Genomic DNA, 23,070 nt, shown 5'->3' with positions numbered 1-23,070 from the left:
GCCAACTGTGGGAGCGGGCTTGCTCGCGAAAGCGGTGTGTCAGTCAGCACATCTGTTTCTGATACACCGCTTTCGCGAGCAAGCCCGCTCCCACATTTTGATCACTGTTTGTCTGGGAATTCGGTGTGCAGCTTGTCTAGCAGTGCATCCTTGTCTTCCCACAACCGGTTGATCCAACCCTGGAACGCCGTCCGGTACTCCCCATCCTGCTCATAGTTCTTGCCAATGAACTCAGCCGGGATCTGCACCTCTTCAAACTGCACGACAACGTCCTGTACATTCCCGCACAGCAAATCCCAATACCCAGGGCGCCCGGCAGGGTAGTGAATGGTCACATTGACCAATGACTTCAACTGCTCACCCATCGCATCCAACACAAACGCAATGCCGCCGGCTTTAGGCTTGAGCAGATAGCGGAACGGCGATTTCTGCTGCGCATGCTTGCCTGGGGTAAAGCGCGTGCCCTCGGCAAAGTTGAAAATGCCCACCGGGTTGTCGCGAAACTTCGCACAGGTCTTGCGGGTCGTTTCCAGGTCTTTGCCTTTCTTCTCTGGGTGCTTTTCCAGGTACGCCTTGGTGTAGCGCTTCATGAACGGGAAGCCCAATGCCCACCACGCCAGGCCAATCACCGGCACCCAGATCAGCTCCTGCTTGAGGAAAAACTTGAGCGGGCGAATGCGGCGGTTGAGCACGTATTGCAGCACCATGATGTCGACCCAGCTCTGGTGGTTGCTGGTCACCAGGTACGAGTGTTGGTAATCCAGCCCTTCCAGGCCCTTGATGTGCCAGCGCGTACGGCGCACCAGGTTCATCCAGCCTTTGTTGTTGGTGACCCAGGCCTCGTGGGTGTGGTTCATCAGCCATTCGCTGAAGCGCTTGGCGAACGGCAGCGCCTTGAACAGCGCCACGATAAACAGGAACGAACACAACAGGATCGTGTTCAGCGCCAACAACAACGACGCGATCACCCCACGCAGGGCGGCAGGTAGAAAATCCAGCATTTAGATATCCATAGGTCGGTTGGCGGCTTGGATCGCAGTGAGTGCGATGGTGTACACGATGTCATCTACCTGGGCGCCGCGTGGCAGGTCGTTGACCGGTTTGCGCAGGCCTTGAAGCATCGGCCCCAGGCTCACGCAATCGGCACTGCGCTGCACGGCCTTGTGGGTGGTGTTGCCGGTGTTGAGGTCAGGGAACACAAATACCGTGGCTTTGCCGGCCACCTGGCTGTTGGGGGCCAGTTGCCGCGCTACGGTTTCGTTGGCGGCGGCGTCGTATTGCAGCGGGCCGTCGATCAGCAGCGAGCTTTGCTGTTCGTGGGCGAGCAGGGTGGCTTCGCGGACTTTTTCGACCTCTTCACCGCTGGCCGAGTCGCCGCTGGAATAACTGATCATCGCCACGCGCGGGGTGATGCCGAACGCTGCGGCGGAATCGGCGCTTTGCAGGGCGATCTCCGCCAGTTCTGCCGCGCTTGGGTGTGGGTTCATCACGCAGTCGCCGTACACCAGCACCTGCTCGGGGAACAGCATGAAGAACACCGACGACACCAGCGTGCAGCCCGGCGCGGTCTTGATCAGTTGCAGGGCCGGGCGGATGGTATTGGCGGTGGAGTGAATGACGCCGGAGACCAGGCCGTCCACTTCATCCAGGGCGAGCATCATGGTGGCGATCACCACGGTGTCTTCCAGTTGCTGTTCGGCCATTGGCGCATTGAGGCTTTTGCTCTTGCGCAGTGCCACCATCGGTTCGACGTAGCGTTGGCGAATCAGGTCCGGGTCGAGAATCTCCAGGCCTTCGGGCAATTCGATGCCTTGGGCGCGAGCCACCGCTTCCACGTCCGCAGGTTTGGCCAGCAGTACGCAGCGGGCAATGCCGCGGGCCTGGCAGATGGCGGCGGCCTGCACGGTCAGCGGTTCGCTGCCTTCGGGCAAGACGATGCGCTTGTTGGCGGCCTGGGCGCGTTGGATCAACTGGTAGCGGAACACGGCCGGTGACAGGCGCATCTCCCGAGGCGTGCCGCAGCGTTGGTGCAGCCAGCGGGCATCGAGGTGGCTGGCGACGAAATCGGTGATGATCTCCGCACGCTCGCGGTCATCAATGGGGATTTCTTTGTTCAGGCTGTTGAGCTGGTTGGCGGTGTCGTAGGAGCCAGTGCTCACCGACAACACCGGCAGCCCGGCCTGGAACGCGCCACGGCACAGATCCATGATGCGCGGGTCGGGCAGGGTGTCGCTGGTCAGCAACAGGCCGGCCAACGGCACGCCGTTGATGGCGGCCAGGCTGACGGCGAGGATGATGTCGTCGCGGTCGCCCGGGGTCACCACCAGCACGCCGGGCTTGAGCAGTTCCACGGTGTTACGCATGGTGCGGGCGCAGATGATGATCTTGGTCATGCGCCGGGTTTCGTAGTCGCCGGCGTTGAGCACCTGTGCGCCCATCAGGTCAGCCACGTCGCGGGTGCGCGGGGCGTTGAGTTCCGGTTGGTAAGGAATGCAGCCAAGCAAGCGGAAATCACCGCTGCGCAGCAGGGGCGAATGTTCCTTGAGGCGCGCCGAGAAGGCCTCCATGCTTTCTTCGGTGCGCACCTTGTTGAGGATTACGCCGAGTACTTTTGGGTCTTTCGGGCCGCCGAACAGTTGGGCCTGCAATTCCACGCGGCCGGAGAGTTCGGTGAGCACTTCGTTTTCCGGGGCGGAAACCAGGATCACCTCCGCATCCAGGCTCTTGGCCAGGTGCAGGTTGACCCGCGCCGCATAGCTGGCATTGCGCGTCGGCACCATGCCTTCGACGATCAGCACGTCTTTGCCCACGGCGGCTTGCTGGTACAAGGTAATGATTTCTTCCAGCAGCTCATCGAGTTGGCCGTCACCGAGCATGCGCTCTACGTGGGCCAGGCCCAGGGGCTGTGGCGGCTTCAGGCCGTGGGTGCGCGCCACCAGCTCGGTGGAGCGTTCGGGGCCGGTGTCGCCGGGGTGCGGCTGGGCAATCGGCTTGAAGAAACCGACTTTCAGCCCGGCCCGTTCAAGGGTGCGCACCAGCCCAAGGCTGATGGAGGTCAGACCCACACCAAAATCGGTGGGCGCGATAAAAAAAGTCTGCATGCGAATTCTCTGGAGGTGCATGGCTTCGGTGGCGCTCTATGACTGAGCGTCTACCGGGAATCAGGCGCCAAGGTTATCGTTATTCAAGCGCTTGCGCACACCAGCCGCATTTAAACGGCTGGCCTATTTTTTTCAGGCGTTGCGCAGGGTCCAGGACCCAGGCGCGGGACTGCCATGGCGGCTGGTGGCGCAGGTGCTGGGTGTGGCCGCAGGACAGCTCGGCAACCCAGTGCTGGTCGTCGTCCTGGTGGAATCCGGTGACCGTCGGGTCGCTTGTGCGACCCCGTCTGTCCGGGTTCTGTTCGCTTTCGGGCAAATCCTTGTTTAGACTTGTCCGTTCTTCATTCTTATGCAAAAGGTCTCGCCCCATGACGATCGCCGCTAACAAGGCTGTCTCCATCGACTATACCCTGACCAACGACGCTGGTGAGGTCATCGACAGCTCCGCCGGCGGCGCGCCGCTGGTCTATCTGCAAGGCGCAGGTAATATCATTCCAGGCCTGGAAAAGGCTCTGGAAGGCAAGAATGTCGGTGATGAGCTGACGGTTGCCGTAGAACCTGAAGATGCTTATGGCGAGTACTCGGCCGAACTGGTCAGCACCCTGAGCCGCAGCATGTTCGAAGGCGTTGACGAGCTGGAAGTGGGCATGCAGTTCCACGCTTCCGCGCCGGACGGCCAAATGCAGATCGTGACCATCCGTGATCTGGACGGCGACGACGTCACCGTCGACGGCAACCACCCGCTGGCTGGCCAGCGCCTGAACTTCCAAGTGAAGATCGTTGCCATCCGCGACGCTTCCCAGGAAGAAGTGGCCCACGGCCACGTTCACGGTGAAGGCGGTCACCAGCACTGATTGATGCATTGATCAGCTGCTAGCAAAAACGCCCCGACTGGTTCGGGGCGTTTTTTTTTGCCCGGAGAATGTACGCGGTACAAATGTGGGAGGGGGCTTATGTGGGAGCGGGCTTGCTCGCGAATGCGGAGTGTCAGTCGCTAAATCTTTTACTGAGCCACCGCATTCGCGAGCAAGCCCGCTCCCACACACAAACAAAAATGCCCCGGACCTTTCGGTACGGGGCATTTTTTAACTGTTACACAACCAGGGTTGCGATGCAGTTGTTACCACTTAGGCTGCAGCAGCGACGCTCAGAGCCTTGATGTGGCCATTCAGACGGCTCTTATGACGAGCGGCCTTGTTCTTGTGGATGATGCCTTTATCGGCCATACGGTCGATAACAGGCACAGCCAGAACGTAAGCAGCTTGAGCTTTTTCAGCGTCTTTGGTGTCGATGGCTTTAACTACATTCTTGATGTAGGTACGAACCATGGAACGCAGGCTGGCGTTGTGGCTGCGACGCTTCTCAGCCTGTTTTGCACGTTTTTTGGCGGAAGGTGTGTTGGCCACCGTCGAGCTCCTCGAAAGACTTTTTAGGAAATAGCAAACAAAATAGGCCGCGAATCATGCCGATGACTTGATGTGTTGTCAAGGGCGGCTGATGCGAACTGCTGAGTGGTCGATCTGAAGAGGCGGGTGATTTATTTCCGGCGCTTGACCTGTAAACTCGCGAGCTTTGGCTCTGTGCTGTTGCAGGCGCGCAGTATCGCATAAGTAGGCGCGTTGTTCGCCTGCTGTTTATCTAATAGGCGCAAACTCTTTCAATGAACCTCCTCAAATCGTTGGCCGCCGTCAGCTCTATCACGATGATCTCCCGGGTTTTGGGCTTCGTGCGCGACACCCTGCTGGCACGCATTTTTGGTGCAAGCATGGCCACGGATGCCTTCTTTATTGCCTTTAAACTGCCTAACCTGCTGCGGCGGATCTTCGCCGAGGGCGCGTTTTCCCAGGCATTCGTGCCCATCCTGGCCGAATACAAGACCCAGCAGGGCGAGGAGGCGACGCGCACCTTTATTGCCTACGTGTCGGGCCTGCTGACCCTGGTGCTGATGCTGGTCACCGTCATCGGCATGCTCGCCGCCCCTTGGGTGATCTGGGCCACCGCGCCCGGGTTTGCCAACACGCCAGAAAAGTTTGCGCTGACCACCGACCTGCTGCGGGTGACCTTTCCTTATATATTGCTGATCTCCCTGTCGTCGCTGGCCGGTGCGATCCTCAATACCTGGAACCGTTTTTCAGTGCCTGCATTCGTGCCGACGCTGCTGAACGTCAGCATGATCATCTTCGCGCTGTTTCTCACACCGTACTTCGACCCGCCGGTCATGGCCCTGGGCTGGGCTGTACTGGCCGGCGGCCTGGCGCAGTTGCTGTACCAACTGCCGCACCTGAAAAAAATCGGCATGCTCGTATTGCCGCGCCTGAACCTCAAGGACACCGGTGTGTGGCGCGTAATGCGCAATATGTTGCCGGCGATCCTCGGGGTGTCGGTGAGCCAGATTTCCCTGATCATCAACACCGCGTTTGCTTCGCTGCTGGTCTCAGGCTCGGTGTCGTGGATGTACTACGCCGACCGTCTGATGGAACTGCCGTCCGGCGTGCTGGGCGTGGCTTTGGGCACGATTTTGTTGCCGACCCTGGCGCGTACCTACGCCAGCAAGGACCGCCAGGAGTATTCGCGCATTCTCGATTGGGGCTTGCGCCTGTGCTTTGTGCTGGTGCTGCCGTGTTCCCTGGCGCTGGGGATCCTGGCCGAGCCGCTGACCGTGTCGCTGTTCCAATACGGTCAGTTCGACGCGCATGACGCGCTCATGACGCAGCACGCGCTGGTTGCCTATTCTGTCGGCTTGCTCGGCATCATCGTGATCAAAGTGCTGGCGCCGGGTTTCTACGCCCAGCAGAACATCCGTACACCGGTGAAAATCGCGATTTTCACGCTGATCGTCACGCAACTGCTCAACCTGGTGTTTATTGGCCCGCTGGCCCATGCCGGCCTGGCCCTGGCCATCAGTGCGGGTGCATGCATCAATGCTGGCTTGCTGTTTTACCAACTGCGCAAGCAGCAGATGTTCCAGCCGCAGCCGGGCTGGGGCATGTTCGCCCTCAAACTGGTGGTGGCGGTGGCGGCGATGTCGGCGGTATTGCTGGGCCTGATGCACGTTATGCCTGCCTGGGACGAAGGCCATATGCTGGAGCGCTTCATGCGTTTGGGCATCTTGGTGGTGGCTGGTGTGGTGGTGTACTTCGGGATGTTGCTGCTGCAGGGGTTCCGGCTGCGGGATTTCAATCGCAAGTCGATTGGCTAGAGCGTTTGCCGCGATAAAGCGGCTGTTTTATCGATTCGACCCATTTGGCCTGTTCTGTTGCCTGTCGTCCGGGGCTGGGTGTGGTTATAATCGACCACTTTATGAGCAAGAAGCGCGTTATGCAGCTGGTTCGAGGTCTCCACAACCTGCGCCCCCAGCATCGGGGCTGCGTCGCCACTATTGGCAACTTTGACGGTGTTCACCGTGGCCACCAGGCTATCCTGGCCCGGCTGCGCGAACGTGCGGTCGAGTTGGGCGTGCCCAGCTGCGTGGTGATTTTTGAGCCACAGCCGCGGGAATACTTTACCCCCGAGACCGCGCCGGCGCGCCTGGCCCGCCTGCGGGACAAGCTGCAACTGCTGGCCGAGGAGGGCGTGGACCGTGTTCTCTGCCTGGCCTTCAACCAGCGTTTGCAAAGCCTTAGCGCCGCCGAGTTCGTCGACCGTATCCTCGTTGACGGTCTCGGCGTGCAGCACCTGGAGGTCGGCGACGACTTCCGTTTTGGTTGCGACCGCGTTGGCGATTTCGATTTCCTGCAACATGCCGGCGTCAACCAGGGTTTTACCGTCGAAGCCGCGCAAACCGTCGAACTCGAAGGCCTGCGCGTGAGCAGTACCCAGGTGCGTAACGCCCTGGCCGCTGCCGACTTCGCCTTGGCCGAGCGTTTGCTCGGTCGCCCGTTCCGCATTGCCGGGCGGGTCCTGCACGGCCAGAAGCTGGCGCGCCAACTGGGCACGCCAACCGCCAACGTGCAACTCAAGCGCCGTCGTGTGCCGCTGACCGGGGTTTACCTGGTGAGTGTCGATATCGACGGCCAACCGTGGCCGGGAGTCGCCAACATAGGCGTCAGGCCCACGGTTGCAGGTGATGGCAAGGCCCACCTGGAAGTTCACCTTTTGGATTTTGCCGGTGATCTGTATGACCGGCGTTTGACGGTGGTTTTCCACCAAAAGCTGCGTGAAGAGCAGCGTTTCGCCTCCCTTGAGGCGTTGAAAACGGCGATCAATGCGGATGTCGCCGCCGCCCGTGCACTAGCCGCACCTAGCGCCCATCGCTAACCGAAGAGCCTTAAATGACCGACTATAAAGCCACGCTAAACCTTCCGGACACCGCCTTCCCAATGAAGGCCGGCCTGCCACAGCGCGAACCGCAGATCCTGCAGCGCTGGGACAGTATTGGCCTGTACGGAAAGTTGCGCGAAATTGGCAAGGATCGTCCGAAATTCGTCCTGCACGACGGCCCTCCTTATGCCAACGGCACGATTCACATCGGTCATGCACTGAACAAGATTCTCAAGGACATGATCCTGCGCTCGAAAACCCTGTCGGGCTTCGACGCGCCGTACGTGCCGGGTTGGGACTGCCACGGCCTGCCGATCGAACACAAGGTCGAAGTGACCCACGGCAAGAACCTGGGCGCGGATAAAACCCGCGAACTGTGCCGTGCCTACGCCACCGAGCAGATCGAAGGGCAGAAGTCCGAGTTCATCCGCCTGGGCGTGCTCGGCGAGTGGGACAACCCGTACAAGACCATGAACTTCAAGAACGAGGCCGGTGAAATCCGCGCCTTGGCCGAAATCGTCAAGGGCGGTTTCGTGTTCAAGGGCCTCAAGCCCGTGAACTGGTGCTTCGACTGCGGTTCGGCCCTGGCTGAAGCGGAAGTCGAGTACGAAGACAAGAAGTCCTCGACCATCGACGTAGCGTTCCCGGTTGCCGACGAGGCCAAGCTGGCCGAGGCGTTTGGCCTGGCATCGCTGGCCAAGCCTGCCGCCATCGTGATCTGGACCACCACCCCGTGGACCATCCCGGCCAACCAGGCGCTGAACGTGCACCCGGAATTCACCTACGCCTTGGTGGACGTCGGTGATCGCCTGCTGGTGCTGGCTGAAGAAATGGTTGAAGCCTGCCTGGCGCGCTACGAGCTGCAAGGCTCGGTCATCGCCACCACCACCGGCACCGCGCTGGAACTGATCAACTTCCGTCACCCGTTCTATGACCGTCTGTCGCCGGTGTACCTGGCTGACTACGTTGAGCTGGGTTCGGGTACCGGTATCGTTCACTGCTCGCCTGCCTACGGCGTAGACGACTTTGTGATCTGCAAGAAGTACGGCCTGGTCAACGATGACATCATCAACCCGGTGCAAAGCAACGGTGTGTATGTGCCGTCGCTGGAGTTCTTCGGCGGCCAGTTCATCTTCAAGGCCGACCAGCCGATCATCGAAAAGCTGCGTGAAGTCGGTGCGCTGATGCAAACCGCCACCATCCAGCACAGCTACATGCACTGCTGGCGTCACAAGACCCCGCTGATCTATCGCGCCACTGCGCAGTGGTTCATCGGCATGGACAAAGAGCCCACCAGCGGCGACACCCTGCGCAACCGTGCGATCAAAGCCATCGAAGACACCAAGTTCGTCCCGGCCTGGGGCCAGGCGCGCCTGCACTCGATGATCGCCAACCGCCCGGACTGGTGCATCTCTCGCCAGCGTAACTGGGGCGTGCCGATCCCGTTCTTCCTGAACAAGGAAAGCGGCGAGTTGCACCCACGTACCGTCGAGCTGATGGAAACCGTTGCCCAGCGCGTTGAACAAGAAGGCATCGAAGCCTGGTTCAAGCTGGACGCCGCCGAACTGCTGGGTGATGAAGCGCCGCAGTACGACAAGATCAGCGACACCCTCGACGTATGGTTCGACTCGGGCACCACCCACTGGCACGTGCTGCGTGGCTCGCACCCGATGGGCCACGAGACTGGCCCGCGTGCCGACCTGTACCTGGAAGGCTCCGACCAACACCGTGGCTGGTTCCACTCGTCGTTGCTCACCGGTTGCGCCATCGACAACCACGCGCCGTACCGCGAACTGCTGACCCACGGCTTCACCGTCGACGAGACGGGCCGCAAGATGTCCAAGTCGCTGAAAAACGTGATCGAGCCGAAGAAGATCAACGACACCCTGGGCGCCGACATCATGCGTCTGTGGGTAGCGTCGACTGACTATTCGGGCGAGATCGCCGTCTCGGACCAGATCCTGGCCCGTAGCGCCGATGCTTACCGTCGTATCCGCAATACCGCACGCTTCCTGCTGTCGAACCTGACCGGTTTCAACCCGGCCACCGACATCCTGCCGGCCGAGGACATGCTCGCCCTGGACCGTTGGGCCGTGGACCGTACCCTGTTGCTGCAACGCGAGTTGCAGGAAAACTACGGCGAATACCGTTTCTGGAACGTCTACTCGAAGATCCACAACTTCTGTGTGCAGGAGTTGGGTGGCTTCTACCTCGACATCATCAAGGACCGCCAGTACACCACCGGCGCCAACAGCAAGGCCCGCCGTTCGGCGCAGACCGCGCTGTTCCATATCTCCGAAGCGCTGGTGCGCTGGATCGCACCGATCCTGGCCTTCACCGCCGACGAACTGTGGGAATACCTGCCGGGCGAGCGTAACGAGTCCGTGATGCTCAACACCTGGTACAAAGGCCTGACCGAACTGCCGGCTGACTTCGAACTGGGCCGCGAGTACTGGGAAGGCGTGATGGCCGTCAAGGTTGCGGTGAACAAGGAGCTGGAAGTACAGCGTGCGGCCAAGGCCGTCGGTGGCAACCTGCAAGCCGAAGTCACCCTGTTTGCCGAGGAAGGCCTGACCGCCGACCTGGCCAAGCTGAGCAACGAACTGCGCTTCGTGCTGATCACCTCCACCGCGAGCCTGGCGCCATTCGCCCAGGCCCCGGCAGACGCGGTCGCCACCGAGGTGCCGGGCCTGAAGCTCAAAGTGGTCAAGTCGGCCTTTGCCAAGTGCGCCCGTTGCTGGCACTGCCGTGAAGACGTCGGCGTGAACCCTGAGCATCCAGAGATCTGCGGTCGTTGCGTCGACAACATCAGCGGTGCGGGTGAGGTTCGCCACTATGCCTAACGCTTCCAGTCGTTTCGGACGTCTGGGCTGGCTCGTACTGAGCGTGCTGGTCCTGATCATCGATCAGGTCAGCAAGGCTCACTTCGAAGGCTCCCTGCAGATGTTCCAGCAGATTGTGGTCATTCCCGACTACTTCAGCTGGACCCTGGCCTACAACACTGGCGCTGCGTTCAGCTTCCTCGCCGACGGTGGCGGCTGGCAGCGCTGGTTGTTTGCCCTGATCGCCGTGGTGGTCAGCGCGGTGCTGGTGGTTTGGCTCAAACGCTTGGGCCGTGATGACACCTGGCTGGCTATCGCCCTGGCATTGGTGCTGGGCGGCGCGCTGGGCAACCTGTACGACCGCATTGCCCTGGGCCATGTGATCGACTTTATTCTGGTGCATTGGCAGAACCGCTGGTACTTCCCGGCGTTCAACTTTGCCGACAGCGCCATCACCGTCGGCGCAATCATGCTGGCGTTGGACATGTTCAAAAGTAAGAAAACCGGAGAGACCGTCAATGACTGATCAGGTATTGGCTGAGCAACGCATCGGCCAGAACACGGAAGTCACTTTGCATTTTGCACTGCGCCTGGAGAATGGCGACACGGTCGACAGCACGTTCGACAAAGCCCCAGCCACTTTTAAAGTGGGCGACGGCAACCTGCTGCCGGGGTTCGAAGCAGCCCTGTTCGGTTTCAAGGCCGGCGACAAGCGCAACCTGCAGATCCTGCCGGAAAACGCCTTTGGCCAGCCCAACCCGCAAAACGTACAGATCATCCCGCGCTCGCAGTTCGAAGGCATGGACCTGTCGGAAGGCTTGCTGGTGATCTTCAATGATGCAGCGAATACCGAGCTGCCTGGCGTGGTTAAGGCCTTCGATGACACCCAAGTGACCATCGACTTCAACCACCCGTTGGCCGGTAAAACCTTGACCTTTGACGTTGAAATCATCGACGTTAAAGCGCTCTAATCAACAACGCGGTTAAAAATGTGGGAGCGGGCTTGCTCGCGAATGCTGAGTGTCAGTCAACGGATTTATTTACTGACCCACCGCATTCGCGAGCAAGCCCGCTCCCACCTTTGATCTCTATTGTCAGGTGGGTTAGCGTCAAGCTTGAACCCCAGTGGCCGCAAGACACGAGGCACAGCATGCACATCAAACTCGCCAACCCCCGTGGCTTCTGCGCCGGCGTGGACCGGGCGATCGAAATCGTCAATCGCGCCCTGGAAGTCTTCGGGCCGCCGATCTATGTGCGCCATGAAGTCGTCCACAACAAATTCGTGGTCGAAGATTTGCGCGCCCGTGGCGCCATCTTCGTCGAAGAGTTGGACCAGGTACCGGACGACGTGATCGTCATCTTCAGCGCCCACGGTGTATCCCAGGCAGTACGTACCGAAGCGGCAGGCCGCGGCCTGAAAGTGTTCGATGCCACCTGCCCGTTGGTCACCAAGGTGCATATTGAAGTTGCGCGCTACAGCCGTGACGGCCGTGAGTGCATCCTCATCGGCCACGCCGGCCACCCGGAAGTCGAAGGCACTATGGGCCAGTACGACGCCAGCAATGGCGGCGCCATCTACCTGGTTGAAGACGAGAAAGACGTCGCCAACCTGCAGGTACACAACCCAGAACGCCTGGCATTCGTGACCCAGACCACCTTGTCCATGGACGACACCAGTCGCGTGATCGACGCGTTGCGCAGTCGTTTCCCGGCCATTGGCGGGCCGCGCAAGGATGACATTTGCTACGCCACGCAAAACCGCCAGGATGCGGTGAAGCAACTGGCCAACGAATGCGATGTGGTCCTGGTCGTCGGCAGCCCAAACAGTTCCAACTCCAACCGCCTGCGCGAGCTGGCGGAGCGCATGGATACACCGGCATACCTGATCGATGGTGCCGAAGACATGCAGCGCAGCTGGTTCGATGGCGTTGAGCGTATCGGCATCACCGCGGGCGCCTCGGCCCCCGAAGTGCTGGTACGTGGCGTGATCCAGCAGTTGCATGCCTGGGGCGCCACCGGCGCTGACGAGCTGGCCGGTCGGGAAGAGAACATCACGTTCTCCATGCCCAAGGAGCTGCGGGTCCGCTCGCTGCTCTGAGTGCCCGTGTGCCGGAGCCATTCCGGCACAACGCCTGCTCGGCGCTCTCGCTGCGCAGGCTGATGCGCCCACTGGGTGCCAAAACGATCTGATACAGGCTCTGTGCCTGGTCTACCGCACACACATGCAACGTGCCGGCACGAAATCCCCCGCCTGAAAAGACCGGCTCGCCCAAGCCATTGAAGCGGACCTGATTGCTCACTGGCCCGTTGCCTGCAATCGGCACCTTGCCGCTGTCCTGGCGCTCCAGCAATACCGGGTGTTCCTCTGCATCCAGGATGACTTGCCAACCCTGGCCCCAATCACCGTCCCGCGCTTGAATGACCACTGGCCTGTTGCGCACGATGGCCTCGGTGCGTGCGTGGCGCAGCCCTTGCGCCAGCGATTGCGCCGCATTGTGTTGCGCTTGGGATTGCAGCAGGTGCTTGAAACCGGGCACTGCAAGGTGCGCCAGGACGCCGCTCACGATCAGTCCGAGCAGTAATTCGAGCAGAGTGAAACCTCGCTGGATCATAAGTCCACCTTCCATGGATGTGTTTGCAGCCATAGGTATAGCGCCCGATCTGTCGGGCTGGATGATGGCTTTTATGTCCAAAGTATTTCCCTTTGTTCCGATCGCAACACGGGCGAAAAACCGGCGCTAGTCTTGGCCCACACAGTAGGTTTTTCCTGCTTTTTCCTAGGCCTTCGACACGGATGACGATGGTAATGCTTGCCTGCCTCAACACATTTGCTCCCCATGCTTTACCTCGCTACCAAGCCGGCATGACGCTGATCGAGGTGCTGGTGACGGTACTGATTCTCGCCATCGGGCTAGTGGGCGCAGCGTTGCTCCAGCTCAATGCGCTCAGGTTCACCGACAGTTCAAGAATGACCAGTCAGGCCAGCTTCATCGCCTACGACATGCTCGACCGAATCCGTGCCAACCCTGGTGCAGATTACTCCTGGGGCAGAACCGAGGGGGCGCCTGCGAGCACGGCAACCTCCAGTGTTCGCGACCTGGATTTGCATGATTTTGAGGCCAACGTCCTCGGGTTTGCCGGGCAGGACGCCAAAGGTTCGGTAGTGATCAGCGACAGCGAGGTAACCGTCAGTATCCGTTGGGAAGATCGCCGCAGCAGTTATGCGCCTGGCGCCTGGGAAACCTTCACGCTGACCAGTCGCATAGAGGGGGCGCAATGAGTGGCCTTGCCCGAGGTTTCAGCCTGCTGGAAATGCTGCTGGCCCTGGCATTGGGGCTGATAGTGGTGCTTGGGGTGAGCCAGGTAGCGATCAGTTCCCGGATGACCCAGGGCAGCCAGCAAGCCGCGATGCTGTTGCAGGACGACGCGCGGTTCGTGCTTGGCAAAATGGTCCAGGACATCCGCCAGGCGGGCATGTTTGGCTGCCTGGCCACGGCGTATATCGACAACGCGCCGGCGGCCTTTGATCGGCCTGTCGCTTGGAGTGCCGGTAGCCATTCAAAGGCTTTGACACTGGTGACGGCTGATGCCGGTGACGCAGGCAGGCCTGACTGGACGGTGTTGTCCGATTGCACAACATCAGCCCAAGCGTACGCGGCAAATCCGCCGGCACCAGGCCCCGGGCAAATCCGTTTTGCGATACGCCAACTCACTTACACCTTCGAGGCGGGCCAGTTGAAGCTCAGTACACCCGCGACTCCCGCCAAGGCGGTGCTGGTAGATAACGTGCGGGCGTTCGATATCAGTTTCGGTGTGGCGGCCAAACAGGAGTCGGCCGCAGTGGTGCGTTATGACATCAGCCCCAGCGACACATCCCTGATACGCAGTGTGCGCATCCTGATGACACTGCAGGACCCGAGTGGCCGGGTGAAAGATCAAACCTACAGCGTCGTTACGGCGCTGCGAAATCGGTTGGGGTAGGGCGGTCATGGTACTTGCCGAACACGGTCAACGGCTTCAAGGCGGCATGGTTCTGTTGATTGGTCTCGTATTTCTGCTGCTGTTGTCGCTGATCGGCCTGTCATCCCTGCAAGGTGCGGCCGCCCAACAAAAAATCGCCGGCAGCCTCTGGCATCGCAATCAGTCGTTTCAAAGTGCCGAGAGCGGCCTGAGGCTGGGGGAGGCGACTGTGCGGCGTGCATTTGCGGCGTTGCCGTTGTGCCAATCCATCGTTGCGTGTGCGCCACCGCCCGAGGCGTTTTCCGTGATGGGCGCAGGTGTAGGCCCTGTTTCCGGCGTTGCATGGGTTGCTGTGAAGGGTGGCTTCTACGGCATTCAATCCTTGGGGGTGGCCTTGGGGCTGCCCCAATTGCCAGCGCAATCCCCGGCCGCGTTGTATCGGCTGACGGCGGTGGGGCTCAGTGGTCAGTCGCGCACAGTGCTGGAAAGTCTGTATGTGCGGGTGGAGGGGAAGGGCGGTTCGCGATTTCGGCGAGTGGCATGGAGACAACTTCAATAGGGAGCAGTGGAATGGATAGGGACAACCAGGGTTTTACCTTGATCGAGTTACTGGTCGCGGTGACGATCATCGCTTTTTTGGCCGGGATCGCTTACCCCGGATATGCCAGTCATATGAAAAAGGTCTATCGCACGGAAATTGTCGGGCTGTTGACTGAGCAAGCTCAGCACCTGGAACGCTTTTATACGAGAAACGGCACTTTTATTGATGCCGGCGGCGTCAGTGCGGGCAATGATCGCTATAGAATCACCGCTGCATTGACCCCTCAGGATTTCTACTTGGTGGCCACGCCTGTTGTTGATTCGGTGATGGCGGGTGACCCTTGCGGCGAATTCAGCCTGGCCAGTACCGGTGCGCGAGCCAACCCGGGTGCCGCACCTGACATGTCGCGCACGGCGTGTTGGGGGCAATGATGAGGGTGCTGGATGACTGGGCGCCGGGTGCGCTTGTTCCTATTTATCGGCTGGATCAAATGATGGCAAAGCAACAGCAGGTAGTGATTGTCGGTGGCGGAGTCATCGGCTTGTTGACGGCGTTCAACTTGGCCTCCCAGGGGCAGGCGGTTGTGTTGCTGGAGCGGGCTGGGTTGGGGCAGGAGTCTTCCTGGGCCGGTGGCGGTATTGTTTCGCCGTTGTATCCGTGGCGCTACAGCCCCGCGGTCACTGCGCTGGCCCATTGGTCCCAGGATTTTTATCCACAGCTGGCCGAGCGCCTGTTTGCTGCCACGGGAGTTGATCCGCAGGTTCATACCACAGGCCTGTATTGGCTTGACCTGGATGATGAGACCGAGGCACTGGCCTGGGCCGTACGTGAAGGACGGCCCCTGAGCAAAGTAGACATTTCAGCCGCTCATGATGCCGTTCCGGTGCTTGGCGGCGGTTACTCGCAAGCGATCTACATGGCTAATGTGGCGAACGTGCGTAACCCGCGCCTGGTCAAGTCCCTCAAAGCGGCCCTCCTGGCGCTGCCAGGCGTAACCATTCGCGAGCAGTGCGAGGTGACCGGGTTCGTTGTGGATGACGGTACCGTGGTCGGCGTCAATACGGCTCATGGTCCGATCTTAGGCGATCAGGTTGTACTGACGGCCGGGGCATGGAGTGGGGATCTGCTCGGTACATTGGGTCTGGCGTTGCCGGTAGAGCCGGTCAAAGGCCAGATGATCCTGTACAAGTGCGCTTCGGACTTCCTGTCGAGCATGGTCCTGGCCAAGGGTCGTTATGCGATCCCTCGACGCGACGGGCACATTTTGATCGGTAGCACCCTGGAGCATGAGGGCTACGATAAAACGCCAACCGAGTCGGCGTTGGAAAGCCTCAAGGCGTCGGCAATAGAGTTGATCCCGGCTCTGGCTGACGCCGAGGTGGTGGGGCATTGGGCCGGCTTGCGGCCCGGCTCACCGGAGGGCATTCCCTATATCGGCCCGGTGCCAGGCTTTAACGGCCTGTGGCTCAATTGTGGGCATTACCGCAATGGCCTAGTACTTGCGCCGGCGTCCTGCCAGTTGTTCGCCGATTTATTGCTGGGGCACGCGCCGATTATTGATCCGGCACCTTATGCGCCCGAAGGTCGGATCAACGCTGGATAGATTTCGGCCCTTGCTCCAGGTGCGCCTGGGTGCAATACCACTCCTGGCGTGAGCTCAAGGCGCGGTCCTGCGGTAGATGCACGCCACAGTGGGCGCAGCGCACCATCAGGGCGGCGCCGGGCTCGCCGGTACGTTGCTGTTTGGCGGCCGGGCTTTTGAATTTGCGCCAGAACCATACCGCGGCAGCAATAACGGCAATCCAGAACAGTAGACGAACCATGATGGGTAATTTCTCGACAAGGAATGCGCCAGTTTAGCCAAGGACGTTGCGGGCGCACAGCGCAATAATGCTGGCCCATAAAAAAGGGAGCCCCGAGGGCTCCCTTTTTGCGTTGCGCCGGCTGGATCAGTCGAACACACCGAAGGTCATGTAGCTGAACCACGAGCGGTCCTGGTTGTTGCCTAGGGCCTGCGGTTCTTCTTCTTCGATCACGTCGCCGTTCTCGTCATGCGGCTTGAGGTCCGAAGGAATGGCTTCTTTGGCGTCCTGGAACTGTTTCATCACGTCCTGGTTGGCGCGGGTTTCGCCCGGCGGCAGCGGTGGACGGGATTCGATCAGGCCCAAGGTGTACTTGCTCAGCCACGAGCGGTTGTCCGCTTCGGCAACCTGCGGTACGAACTGGCCGTCTTTCAGGCTTGGGTGATCCGGGTAGTTGAGTTTCAGGGTTTCCAGGCTGGTGTTGGCCAGCTCGTCCAAGTGCAGACGCTGGTAAGCCTCGGTCATCACGGCCAGGCCATCACCCACGGATGGGGTTTCCTGGAAGTTTTCCACCACATAACGACCACGGTTGGCAGCGGCTACGTAAGCCTGACGGGTCAGGTAGTAGTGGGCCACATGGATCTCGTAGGACGCCAGCAGGTTGCGCAGGTAGATCATGCGCTGCTTGGCATCCGGTGCGTAGCGGCTGTTGGGGTAGCGGCTGGTCAGCTGGGCGAACTCGTTGTAGGAGTCGCGGGCAGCGCCCGGGTCACGCTTGGTCATGTCCAGCGGCAGGAAGCGCGCCAGCAGGCCAACGTCCTGGTCGAACGAGGTCAGGCCCTTGAGGTAGTAGGCGTAGTCCACGTTCGGATGCTGCGGGTGCAGGCGGATAAAGCGCTCGGCAGCAGACTTGGCAGCTTCCGGCTCGGCGTTCTTGTAGTTGGCGTAGATCAACTCAAGTTGGGCCTGGTCGGCGTAGCGCCCGAACGGATAGCGTGACTCCAGGGCCTTCAGCTTGGCTGTGGCGCTGGTGTAGCTATTATTGTCCAAGTCTTTCTGAGCCAGTTGGTACAACTCGACTTCGCTCAGGTTTTCGTCGACGACTTCCTTTGTTGACGAGCAAGCAGCAGTCATGGCGAGGATGGCGATCAGCAGCAGGTGTTTCACTTGCATGGCGGCTTGCGTCCCTATGACGGCCGCTGTCTTGGGCGGGGCCGTCCTGTTATGATGAGCGCCCCGTTGAAAGCCTCGGGGCAAAAGACGCCGTATTTAACCACAAGCGCGCAGCCGAAACCAAAGGCTGTGCCACGCCTAGTCTGAGCATGTCCGATAAAATTGAACTTCGCGCAGAGGTGCCGTCCGAATTGGGCGGCCAACGCCTCGATCAAGTCGCCGCACAATTATTCGCTGAGCACTCGCGCTCGCGCCTTTCCGCCTGGATCAAAGACGGCCGCCTGACTGTGGATGGAGCGGTTATCCGCCCGCGAGACATAGTCCATGGCGGTGCGATTCTTGAGCTGACTGCCGAGCAGGAAGCCCAGGGAGAATGGATTGCCCAGGACATTGAACTGGACATCGTCTACGAAGACGACGACATCCTGGTGATCAACAAACCCGCAGGCCTGGTGGTTCACCCGGCTGCCGGGCACGCTGATGGCACCTTGCTCAATGCCCTGTTGCACCATGTGCCGGACATCGTCAACGTCCCGCGCTGCGGCATCGTGCACCGTCTGGACAAGGACACCACCGGCTTGATGGTGGTGGCCAAGACCATTCAGGCGCAGACGCAGTTGGTCACACAACTGCAAAGCCGCAGCGTCAGCCGGATCTACGAGTGCATCGTGATCGGCGTCGTGGTGGCCGGTGGCAAGATCAACGCCCCAATCGGTCGTCACGGCCAGCAGCGCCAGCGTATGGCGGTGATGGAGGGCGGTAAGCAGGCCGTTAGCCACTACCGTGTGCTGGAGCGTTTCCGTTCCCACACCCATGTGCGGGTCAAGCTGGAAACCGGTCGTACCCACCAGATTCGGGTGCACATGGCCCACATTAACTTCCCGTTGGTCGGCGATCCTGCCTACGGTGGTCGCTTCCGCATTCCGCCTGCGGCCAGCCAGACCATGGTTGAATCGTTGAAAACCTTCCCGCGCCAGGCACTGCATGCACGCTTCCTGGAGCTGGATCATCCGACGAGCGGTAAGCGCATGAGCTGGGAATCGCCTCTGCCAGACGATCTGGTCTGGTTGCTGTCGCTGCTCAAGCAGGACCGCGAGGCATTTATCGGATGAGTGACTGGCTGATTCCTGACTGGCCTGCGCCGGCTCAGGTGAAAGCCTGCGTCACCACCCGTGCGGGCGGCGTCAGTCTGGCGCCGTTCGACAGCCTCAACCTGGGCGATCATGTCGAGGACAGCCTCGAGGCCGTCCTTGAGAATCGCCGTCGTCTTAGTGATGCCTTCAATATTCAGCCGGCCTGGCTGCGTCAGGTTCACGGGGTCACTGTGGTCGAAGCCGACCCCAGTCGCACCGTCGAAGCGGATGGCAGTTGGACCAGCACCCCAGGCATCGCCTGCACCTCGATGACTGCCGATTGCCTGCCTGCTCTGTTCTGTAACCGCGCCGGCACCCGTGTTGCGGCGGCCCATGCCGGTTGGCGCGGCCTGGCAGCGGGTGTGCTGGAAGGCGCTTTTGAAAGCCTGGATACCGAACCCGGCGAGGTTCTGGTCTGGCTCGGCCCAGCCATTGGCCCGCAAGCCTTTGAAGTCGGCCCGGAAGTGCGCGAAGCCTTCATGCAGCAACTGCCGATCAGCGCCGAAGCTTTCGTGCCCAGCCGCAACCCCGGCAAGTTCATGGCTGACATCTATAAGCTGGCTCGCCTGCGCCTTGCCGCGCGGGGTGTCACTGCTGTTTATGGCGGCGGCTTCTGCACCGTGAACGACCCGCGCTTCTTTTCCTACCGCCGCAGTCCTCGCACTGGTCGGTTTGCCTCCCTTATCTGGCTGGAACGCTAGACTCTCCTGACTTGGGTCAACTGTCGAACGCTTGAAACTTCCAGAATCCACCCCATCTATAGGGGTATCTGGCAGGTTTCTTCATTCAGGATGTTTTATAGCTCCGGCCTGCTCAAAAGGAAGGTGACTAATGCGTATTGATCGTTTAACCAGCAAATTACAGTTGGCACTGTCTGACTCTCAATCCTTGGCGGTGGGCCTCGACCACCCGGCCATTGAGCCTGCGCACTTGATGCAGGCGCTCCTGGAACAGCAAGGTGGTTCTATCAAGCCCTTGCTGATGCAGGTGGGCTTCGACGTCAACAGCCTGCGCAAGGAGTTGAGCAAAGAGCTCGACCAACTGCCAAAAATCCAAAACCCGACCGGCGACGTGAATATGTCCCAGGACCTGGCGCGCCTGCTTAATCAAGCAGACCGTCTGGCCCAGCAAAAAGGTGACCAGTTCATCTCCAGCGAACTGGTGCTGCTCGCCGCCATGGACGAAAACAGCAAGCTCGGCAAGTTGTTGCTGGGCCAGGGTGTGAGCAAGAAAGCCCTGGAAAACGCCATCAACAACCTGCGTGGTGGCGACGCGGTGAACGACCCCAACCATGAGGAGTCGCGCCAAGCCCTGGATAAATACACCGTCGACCTGACCAAGCGCGCCGAAGACGGCAAGCTCGACCCGGTGATCGGCCGTGACGATGAAATTCGTCGCACTATCCAGGTGCTGCAACGTCGCACCAAGAACAACCCGGTGCTGATCGGTGAGCCTGGCGTGGGTAAAACCGCGATTGCCGAAGGTCTGGCCCAGCGCATCATCAACGGTGAAGTGCCGGACGGCCTTAAAGGCAAGCGCCTGCTGTCCCTGGACATGGGGGCGTTGATCGCTGGCGCCAAGTTCCGCGGTGAGTTCGAAGAGCGCCTGAAATCCCTGCTTAATGAGCTGTCGAAGCAGGAAGGGCAGATCATTCTGTTTATCGACGAACTGCACACCATGGTCGGCGCCGGTAAAGGCGAAGGCTCCATGGACGCGGGCAACATGCTCAAGCCAGCCTTGGCGCGGGGTGAGTTGCACTGTGTCGGTGCCACGACGCTCAACGAATATCGCCAGTACATTGAAAAAGATGCCGCTCTTGAGCGTCGCTTCCAGAAAGTGCTGGTGGAAGAACCGAGCGAAGAAGACACCATCGCGATCCTGCGTGGCCTGAAAGAGCGGTATGAGGTCCACCATAAGGTGGCAATCACTGACGGCGCGATCATTGCGGCGGCCAAATTGAGCCATCGCTATATCACTGACCGCCAGTTGCCCGACAAGGCCATCGACCTGATCGACGAAGCGGCCAGCCGCATTCGCATGGAGATCGACTCCAAGCCGGAAGTGCTCGACCGTCTGGATCGGCGCCTGATTCAACTGAAAGTTGAGTCCCAGGCCCTGAAGAAAGAAGAAGACGACGCGGCGAAGAAACGCCTGGAAAAACTCCAGGAAGAAATCGTCCGTCTGGAACGCGAGTATTCGGACCTGGAAGAAATCTGGACGTCGGAAAAAGCTGAAGTGCAGGGCTCTGCGCAGATCCAGCAAAAGATCGAGCAGTCCCGCCAGGAACTGGAAGCGGCGCGCCGTAAAGGCGACCTGAACCGCATGGCCGAGTTGCAGTACGGGGTCATCCCGGACCTGGAACGCAGCCTGCAGATGGTCGATCAGCATGGCAAGCCTGAGAACCAGTTGCTGCGCAGCAAGGTGACCGAGGAAGAAATTGCCGAAGTCGTCTCGAAGTGGACCGGTATTCCAGTGTCGAAAATGCTCGAAGGTGAGCGCGACAAGCTGCTGAAGATGGAAAACTTGTTGCACCAACGTGTGATTGGCCAGGAAGAGGCTGTGGTGGCCGTGTCCAACGCAGTGCGGCGTTCGCGGGCCGGTTTGTCCGACCCTAATCGCCCAAGCGGCTCGTTTATGTTCCTCGGCCCAACCGGCGTGGGTAAGACCGAGCTGTGCAAGGCCTTGGCCGAGTTCCTCTTTGATACTGAAGAGGCCATGGTGCGGATCGATATGTCCGAGTTCATGGAGAAACACTCGGTGGCTCGCCTGATCGGCGCACCACCAGGCTATGTGGGCTACGAGGAAGGTGGCTACCTGACCGAAGCCGTGCGGCGTAAGCCTTACTCGGTGATCCTGTTGGATGAGGTCGAGAAGGCGCATCCGGATGTGTTCAACATCCTGCTGCAAGTGCTGGAAGACGGCCGCCTGACGGACAGCCACGGGCGTACCGTGGACTTCCGTAATACGGTGATCGTGATGACCTCCAACCTGGGCTCTGCGCAGATCCAGGAGTTGGTGGGGGACCGTGAAGGCCAGCGCGCTGCTGTCATGGATGCGCTGACCAGCCACTTCCGCCCGGAATTTATCAACCGGGTCGATGAAGTGGTGATCTTCGAGCCTCTGGCGCGGGATCAGATCGCGGGTATCACCGAGATCCAACTGGGTCGCCTGCGTAGCCGCCTGGCAGAGCGCGAGCTCAACCTGGTGCTGAGCAGCGAGGCGTTGGACAAGCTGATCGCGGTCGGTTACGACCCGGTGTATGGCGCACGGCCTCTGAAACGTGCGATCCAACGCTGGATCGAGAACCCACTGGCGCAGTTGATTTTGTCGGGCAGCTTTATGCCTGGCACCAGCGTCGAAGCGACTGTGGAAAACGACGAAATTGTCTTCCACTAAGCCCAGTCAGTGGTGTTGTAAAAGGAGGCCCCGCATCGCGGGGCCTTTTTTTTCGATAGGGCGTTGAACTGTAAGGAAAAGGCTAGTAAAGTGCGCCCCGCAACAACGTCAGCCCACGGGTTTCTTCTCCCCAAGAAGAAATCAGAAACAAGCGCAAATCATTGTCTTAAAAGCAATTTAAAGGGTTGACAGGGGTTTTTAAGATTGTAGAATAGCGCGCCTCAGACATGACAACGTAGCGATACGGAAGACTCGAAGAGAAGGTTACACCGCAGTAGAAGTTGTACATTTGAAATATGTAGTTCCGTGATAGCTCAGTCGGTAGAGCAAATGACTGTTAATCATTGGGTCCCAGGTTCGAGTCCTGGTCACGGAGCCAATTTCAAACCGGGGTATAGCGCAGTCCGGTAGCGCGCCTGCTTTGGGAGCAGGATGTCGGGAGTTCGAATCCCCCTACCCCGACCATATTTGGGTCGTTAGCTCAGTTGGTAGAGCAGTTGGCTTTTAACCAATTGGTCGTAGGTTCGAATCCCACACGACCCACCATTTTTGAGACCAGTTAACGCTGGAATCGAATCTTAAGATCAGAGGCCAAAAGCGCTGATCGAAGAAGGCGACTGAAAGGTCGCCTTTTTTTTACCGGGGTATAGCGCAGTCCGGTAGCGCGCCTGCTTTGGGAGCAGGATGTCAGGAGTTCGAATCCCCTTACCCCGACCATATTAAAAATCCTCGTATCGAAAGATACGGGGATTTTTTTTGTCTGCGTAAATCCTGAATCCTGCGCAAAGCAAATGTGGGAGCGGGCTTGCTCGCGAATGCGGTGTGTCAGTCAGTGCATCTGGCACTGAACCACCGCATTCGCGAGCAAGCCCGCTCCCACAT

The 23,070-nt window shown here is 59.8% G+C and carries 22 protein-coding genes and 4 tRNA genes; 19 read left to right on the top strand and 7 right to left on the bottom strand.

Translation table 11 applies throughout. The features are described 5' to 3' along the window. Nucleotides 1-101 precede the first annotated feature (101 nt). From ACLD1Y_RS17970 to ACLD1Y_RS17960, 3 genes are all read right to left on the bottom strand, one after another. Nucleotides 102-1,001: an acyltransferase gene (locus ACLD1Y_RS17970; RefSeq protein ID WP_429479192.1), complete on the bottom strand. Its 900-nt coding sequence runs from the start codon at nucleotides 999-1,001 to the stop codon at nucleotides 102-104. After that, nucleotides 1,002-3,101: a phosphate acetyltransferase gene (gene pta / locus ACLD1Y_RS17965; RefSeq protein WP_429479191.1), complete on the bottom strand. Its 2,100-nt coding sequence runs from the start codon at nucleotides 3,099-3,101 to the stop codon at nucleotides 1,002-1,004. Nucleotides 3,102-3,180: 79 nt separating this feature from the next. Further along, the gene (locus ACLD1Y_RS17960) at nucleotides 3,181-3,471 is read right to left on the bottom strand and encodes a DUF3565 domain-containing protein (RefSeq protein WP_429479190.1); all 291 of its coding nucleotides are present in this window, start codon (nucleotides 3,469-3,471) and stop codon (nucleotides 3,181-3,183) included. On the opposite strand from ACLD1Y_RS17960, the gene ACLD1Y_RS17955 reads away from it, so the two are divergent. Beyond that, nucleotides 3,470-3,955 carry an FKBP-type peptidyl-prolyl cis-trans isomerase gene (locus ACLD1Y_RS17955; RefSeq protein WP_016976314.1) on the top strand — a complete coding sequence of 162 codons (486 nt, stop codon included), beginning with the start codon at nucleotides 3,470-3,472 and terminating at the stop codon, nucleotides 3,953-3,955. The two genes, ACLD1Y_RS17960 and ACLD1Y_RS17955, sit on opposite strands and share 2 nt — an antisense overlap. Before the next feature lie 273 nt (nucleotides 3,956-4,228). On the opposite strand, the gene rpsT is transcribed toward ACLD1Y_RS17955, so the two are convergent. Then, the gene (rpsT, locus tag ACLD1Y_RS17950) at nucleotides 4,229-4,507 is read right to left on the bottom strand and encodes a 30S ribosomal protein S20 (protein WP_016976313.1); all 279 of its coding nucleotides are present in this window, start codon (nucleotides 4,505-4,507) and stop codon (nucleotides 4,229-4,231) included. A gap of 254 nt (nucleotides 4,508-4,761) precedes the next feature. Here rpsT and murJ point away from each other — a divergent pair, with 254 nt between their 5' ends. The 6 genes from murJ (at nucleotide 4,762) to ispH (ending at nucleotide 12,281) form a co-directional block, all read left to right on the top strand. Further along, entirely contained in the window at nucleotides 4,762-6,300 is a 1,539-nt protein-coding gene (murJ, locus tag ACLD1Y_RS17945) for a murein biosynthesis integral membrane protein MurJ (RefSeq protein WP_429479189.1), read from the top strand. Between the two features lie 119 nt (nucleotides 6,301-6,419). After that, a complete protein-coding gene (gene ribF / locus ACLD1Y_RS17940) occupies nucleotides 6,420-7,358 on the top strand; it encodes a bifunctional riboflavin kinase/FAD synthetase (protein ID WP_429479188.1) in 939 nt (312 codons plus the stop codon). 14 nt (nucleotides 7,359-7,372) lie between these two features. Continuing rightward, nucleotides 7,373-10,204 (top strand): isoleucine--tRNA ligase, encoded by a 2,832-nt coding sequence (gene ileS, locus ACLD1Y_RS17935; protein WP_429479187.1) that lies wholly within the window; start codon nucleotides 7,373-7,375, stop codon nucleotides 10,202-10,204. Beyond that, nucleotides 10,197-10,709, top strand: coding sequence for a signal peptidase II (gene lspA / locus ACLD1Y_RS17930; protein ID WP_429479186.1), 513 nt, complete (start codon nucleotides 10,197-10,199; stop codon nucleotides 10,707-10,709). The genes ileS and lspA overlap by 8 nt, the downstream gene beginning before the upstream one ends. Nucleotides 10,710-10,716: 7 nt before the next feature. Continuing rightward, nucleotides 10,717-11,154, top strand: a complete 438-nt coding sequence (locus ACLD1Y_RS17925) for an FKBP-type peptidyl-prolyl cis-trans isomerase (protein WP_169918885.1) — start codon at nucleotides 10,717-10,719, stop codon at nucleotides 11,152-11,154. Nucleotides 11,155-11,333: 179 nt separating this feature from the next. After that, nucleotides 11,334-12,281 (top strand): 4-hydroxy-3-methylbut-2-enyl diphosphate reductase, encoded by a 948-nt coding sequence (gene ispH, locus ACLD1Y_RS17920; RefSeq protein ID WP_429479185.1) that lies wholly within the window; start codon nucleotides 11,334-11,336, stop codon nucleotides 12,279-12,281. Here ispH and ACLD1Y_RS17915 read toward each other — a convergent pair. After that, nucleotides 12,235-12,795: a GspH/FimT family pseudopilin gene (locus ACLD1Y_RS17915; protein WP_429479184.1), complete on the bottom strand. Its 561-nt coding sequence runs from the start codon at nucleotides 12,793-12,795 to the stop codon at nucleotides 12,235-12,237. The genes ispH and ACLD1Y_RS17915 overlap by 47 nt on opposite strands. A 194-nt stretch (nucleotides 12,796-12,989) precedes the next feature. Between ACLD1Y_RS17915 and pilV the strand changes: the two genes are divergently transcribed. The 5 genes from pilV to thiO all read left to right on the top strand — a co-directional run bounded on the left by pilV (nucleotide 12,990) and on the right by thiO (nucleotide 16,287). After that, the gene (pilV, locus tag ACLD1Y_RS17910; RefSeq protein ID WP_429479183.1) at nucleotides 12,990-13,463 is read left to right on the top strand and encodes a type IV pilus modification protein PilV; all 474 of its coding nucleotides are present in this window, start codon (nucleotides 12,990-12,992) and stop codon (nucleotides 13,461-13,463) included. After that, the gene (locus ACLD1Y_RS17905) at nucleotides 13,460-14,164 is read left to right on the top strand and encodes a PilW family protein (RefSeq protein WP_429479182.1); all 705 of its coding nucleotides are present in this window, start codon (nucleotides 13,460-13,462) and stop codon (nucleotides 14,162-14,164) included. Before pilV ends, ACLD1Y_RS17905 begins: the two co-directional genes overlap by 4 nt. Nucleotides 14,165-14,171: 7 nt before the next feature. Then, entirely contained in the window at nucleotides 14,172-14,702 is a 531-nt protein-coding gene (locus ACLD1Y_RS17900; RefSeq protein WP_429479181.1) for a pilus assembly PilX family protein, read from the top strand. 11 nt (nucleotides 14,703-14,713) lie between these two features. Then, nucleotides 14,714-15,115 (top strand): type IV pilin protein, encoded by a 402-nt coding sequence (locus tag ACLD1Y_RS17895; RefSeq protein WP_429479180.1) that lies wholly within the window; start codon nucleotides 14,714-14,716, stop codon nucleotides 15,113-15,115. A 62-nt stretch (nucleotides 15,116-15,177) separates the two neighbouring features. After that, nucleotides 15,178-16,287, top strand: coding sequence for a glycine oxidase ThiO (gene thiO, locus ACLD1Y_RS17890; protein ID WP_429479179.1), 1,110 nt, complete (start codon nucleotides 15,178-15,180; stop codon nucleotides 16,285-16,287). Here the strand turns inward: thiO and ACLD1Y_RS17885 are convergent. Together ACLD1Y_RS17885 and ACLD1Y_RS17880 are read right to left on the bottom strand one after the other, a co-directional pair. Next, entirely contained in the window at nucleotides 16,274-16,507 is a 234-nt protein-coding gene (locus ACLD1Y_RS17885; RefSeq protein WP_429479178.1) for a PP0621 family protein, read from the bottom strand. The two genes, thiO and ACLD1Y_RS17885, sit on opposite strands and share 14 nt — an antisense overlap. A gap of 126 nt (nucleotides 16,508-16,633) precedes the next feature. Continuing rightward, nucleotides 16,634-17,659: an outer membrane protein assembly factor BamD gene (locus ACLD1Y_RS17880; RefSeq protein WP_429479177.1), complete on the bottom strand. Its 1,026-nt coding sequence runs from the start codon at nucleotides 17,657-17,659 to the stop codon at nucleotides 16,634-16,636. Nucleotides 17,660-17,808: 149 nt separating this feature from the next. Here ACLD1Y_RS17880 and rluD point away from each other — a divergent pair, with 149 nt between their 5' ends. From rluD to ACLD1Y_RS17845, 7 genes are all read left to right on the top strand, one after another. Next, the gene (gene rluD, locus ACLD1Y_RS17875; protein ID WP_429479176.1) at nucleotides 17,809-18,771 is read left to right on the top strand and encodes a 23S rRNA pseudouridine(1911/1915/1917) synthase RluD; all 963 of its coding nucleotides are present in this window, start codon (nucleotides 17,809-17,811) and stop codon (nucleotides 18,769-18,771) included. Beyond that, nucleotides 18,768-19,493 (top strand): peptidoglycan editing factor PgeF, encoded by a 726-nt coding sequence (gene pgeF, locus ACLD1Y_RS17870; RefSeq protein WP_429479175.1) that lies wholly within the window; start codon nucleotides 18,768-18,770, stop codon nucleotides 19,491-19,493. The genes rluD and pgeF overlap by 4 nt, the downstream gene beginning before the upstream one ends. Before the next feature lie 130 nt (nucleotides 19,494-19,623). Then, nucleotides 19,624-22,188, top strand: coding sequence for an ATP-dependent chaperone ClpB (clpB, locus tag ACLD1Y_RS17865; RefSeq protein ID WP_429479174.1), 2,565 nt, complete (start codon nucleotides 19,624-19,626; stop codon nucleotides 22,186-22,188). Between the two features lie 303 nt (nucleotides 22,189-22,491). Beyond that, nucleotides 22,492-22,567 (top strand) — tRNA-Asn (locus ACLD1Y_RS17860). Between the two features lie 9 nt (nucleotides 22,568-22,576). Beyond that, nucleotides 22,577-22,653 (top strand) — tRNA-Pro (locus tag ACLD1Y_RS17855). A 5-nt stretch (nucleotides 22,654-22,658) separates the two neighbouring features. Beyond that, nucleotides 22,659-22,734, top strand: a tRNA-Lys gene (locus tag ACLD1Y_RS17850). 94 nt (nucleotides 22,735-22,828) lie between these two features. Next, nucleotides 22,829-22,905: transfer RNA gene (locus tag ACLD1Y_RS17845), tRNA-Pro, on the top strand. The last annotated feature ends 165 nt before the right edge of the window (nucleotides 22,906-23,070 follow it).

Source organism: Pseudomonas sp. 18175 (assembly GCF_050432925.1).
Classification (GTDB): Bacteria; Pseudomonadota; Gammaproteobacteria; order Pseudomonadales; family Pseudomonadaceae; genus Aquipseudomonas.
The sequence above is the reverse complement of the archived record's forward strand: the minus strand, read 5'-3'. Positions and strand labels throughout refer to the sequence as shown.

Excerpts from the sequence above, each read along its gene's own strand:
- ACLD1Y_RS17970 (WP_429479192.1), bottom strand. The coding sequence starts at position 1,001 with ATGCTGGATTTTCTACCTGCCGCCCTGCGTGGGGTGATCGCGTCGTTG.
- pta (WP_429479191.1), bottom strand. The coding sequence starts at position 3,101 with ATGCAGACTTTTTTTATCGCGCCCACCGATTTTGGTGTGGGTCTGACC.
- ACLD1Y_RS17955 (WP_016976314.1), top strand. The coding sequence starts at position 3,470 with ATGACGATCGCCGCTAACAAGGCTGTCTCCATCGACTATACCCTGACC.
- ACLD1Y_RS17960 (WP_429479190.1), bottom strand. The coding sequence starts at position 3,471 with ATGGGGCGAGACCTTTTGCATAAGAATGAAGAACGGACAAGTCTAAAC.
- murJ (WP_429479189.1), top strand. The coding sequence starts at position 4,762 with ATGAACCTCCTCAAATCGTTGGCCGCCGTCAGCTCTATCACGATGATC.
- ribF (WP_429479188.1), top strand. The coding sequence starts at position 6,420 with ATGCAGCTGGTTCGAGGTCTCCACAACCTGCGCCCCCAGCATCGGGGC.
- ileS (WP_429479187.1), top strand. The coding sequence starts at position 7,373 with ATGACCGACTATAAAGCCACGCTAAACCTTCCGGACACCGCCTTCCCA.
- lspA (WP_429479186.1), top strand. The coding sequence starts at position 10,197 with ATGCCTAACGCTTCCAGTCGTTTCGGACGTCTGGGCTGGCTCGTACTG.
- ispH (WP_429479185.1), top strand. The coding sequence starts at position 11,334 with ATGCACATCAAACTCGCCAACCCCCGTGGCTTCTGCGCCGGCGTGGAC.
- ACLD1Y_RS17915 (WP_429479184.1), bottom strand. The coding sequence starts at position 12,795 with ATGATCCAGCGAGGTTTCACTCTGCTCGAATTACTGCTCGGACTGATC.
- pilV (WP_429479183.1), top strand. The coding sequence starts at position 12,990 with ATGCTTGCCTGCCTCAACACATTTGCTCCCCATGCTTTACCTCGCTAC.
- ACLD1Y_RS17905 (WP_429479182.1), top strand. The coding sequence starts at position 13,460 with ATGAGTGGCCTTGCCCGAGGTTTCAGCCTGCTGGAAATGCTGCTGGCC.
- ACLD1Y_RS17900 (WP_429479181.1), top strand. The coding sequence starts at position 14,172 with ATGGTACTTGCCGAACACGGTCAACGGCTTCAAGGCGGCATGGTTCTG.
- ACLD1Y_RS17895 (WP_429479180.1), top strand. The coding sequence starts at position 14,714 with ATGGATAGGGACAACCAGGGTTTTACCTTGATCGAGTTACTGGTCGCG.
- thiO (WP_429479179.1), top strand. The coding sequence starts at position 15,178 with ATGGCAAAGCAACAGCAGGTAGTGATTGTCGGTGGCGGAGTCATCGGC.
- ACLD1Y_RS17885 (WP_429479178.1), bottom strand. The coding sequence starts at position 16,507 with ATGGTTCGTCTACTGTTCTGGATTGCCGTTATTGCTGCCGCGGTATGG.
- ACLD1Y_RS17880 (WP_429479177.1), bottom strand. The coding sequence starts at position 17,659 with ATGCAAGTGAAACACCTGCTGCTGATCGCCATCCTCGCCATGACTGCT.
- rluD (WP_429479176.1), top strand. The coding sequence starts at position 17,809 with ATGTCCGATAAAATTGAACTTCGCGCAGAGGTGCCGTCCGAATTGGGC.
- pgeF (WP_429479175.1), top strand. The coding sequence starts at position 18,768 with ATGAGTGACTGGCTGATTCCTGACTGGCCTGCGCCGGCTCAGGTGAAA.
- clpB (WP_429479174.1), top strand. The coding sequence starts at position 19,624 with ATGCGTATTGATCGTTTAACCAGCAAATTACAGTTGGCACTGTCTGAC.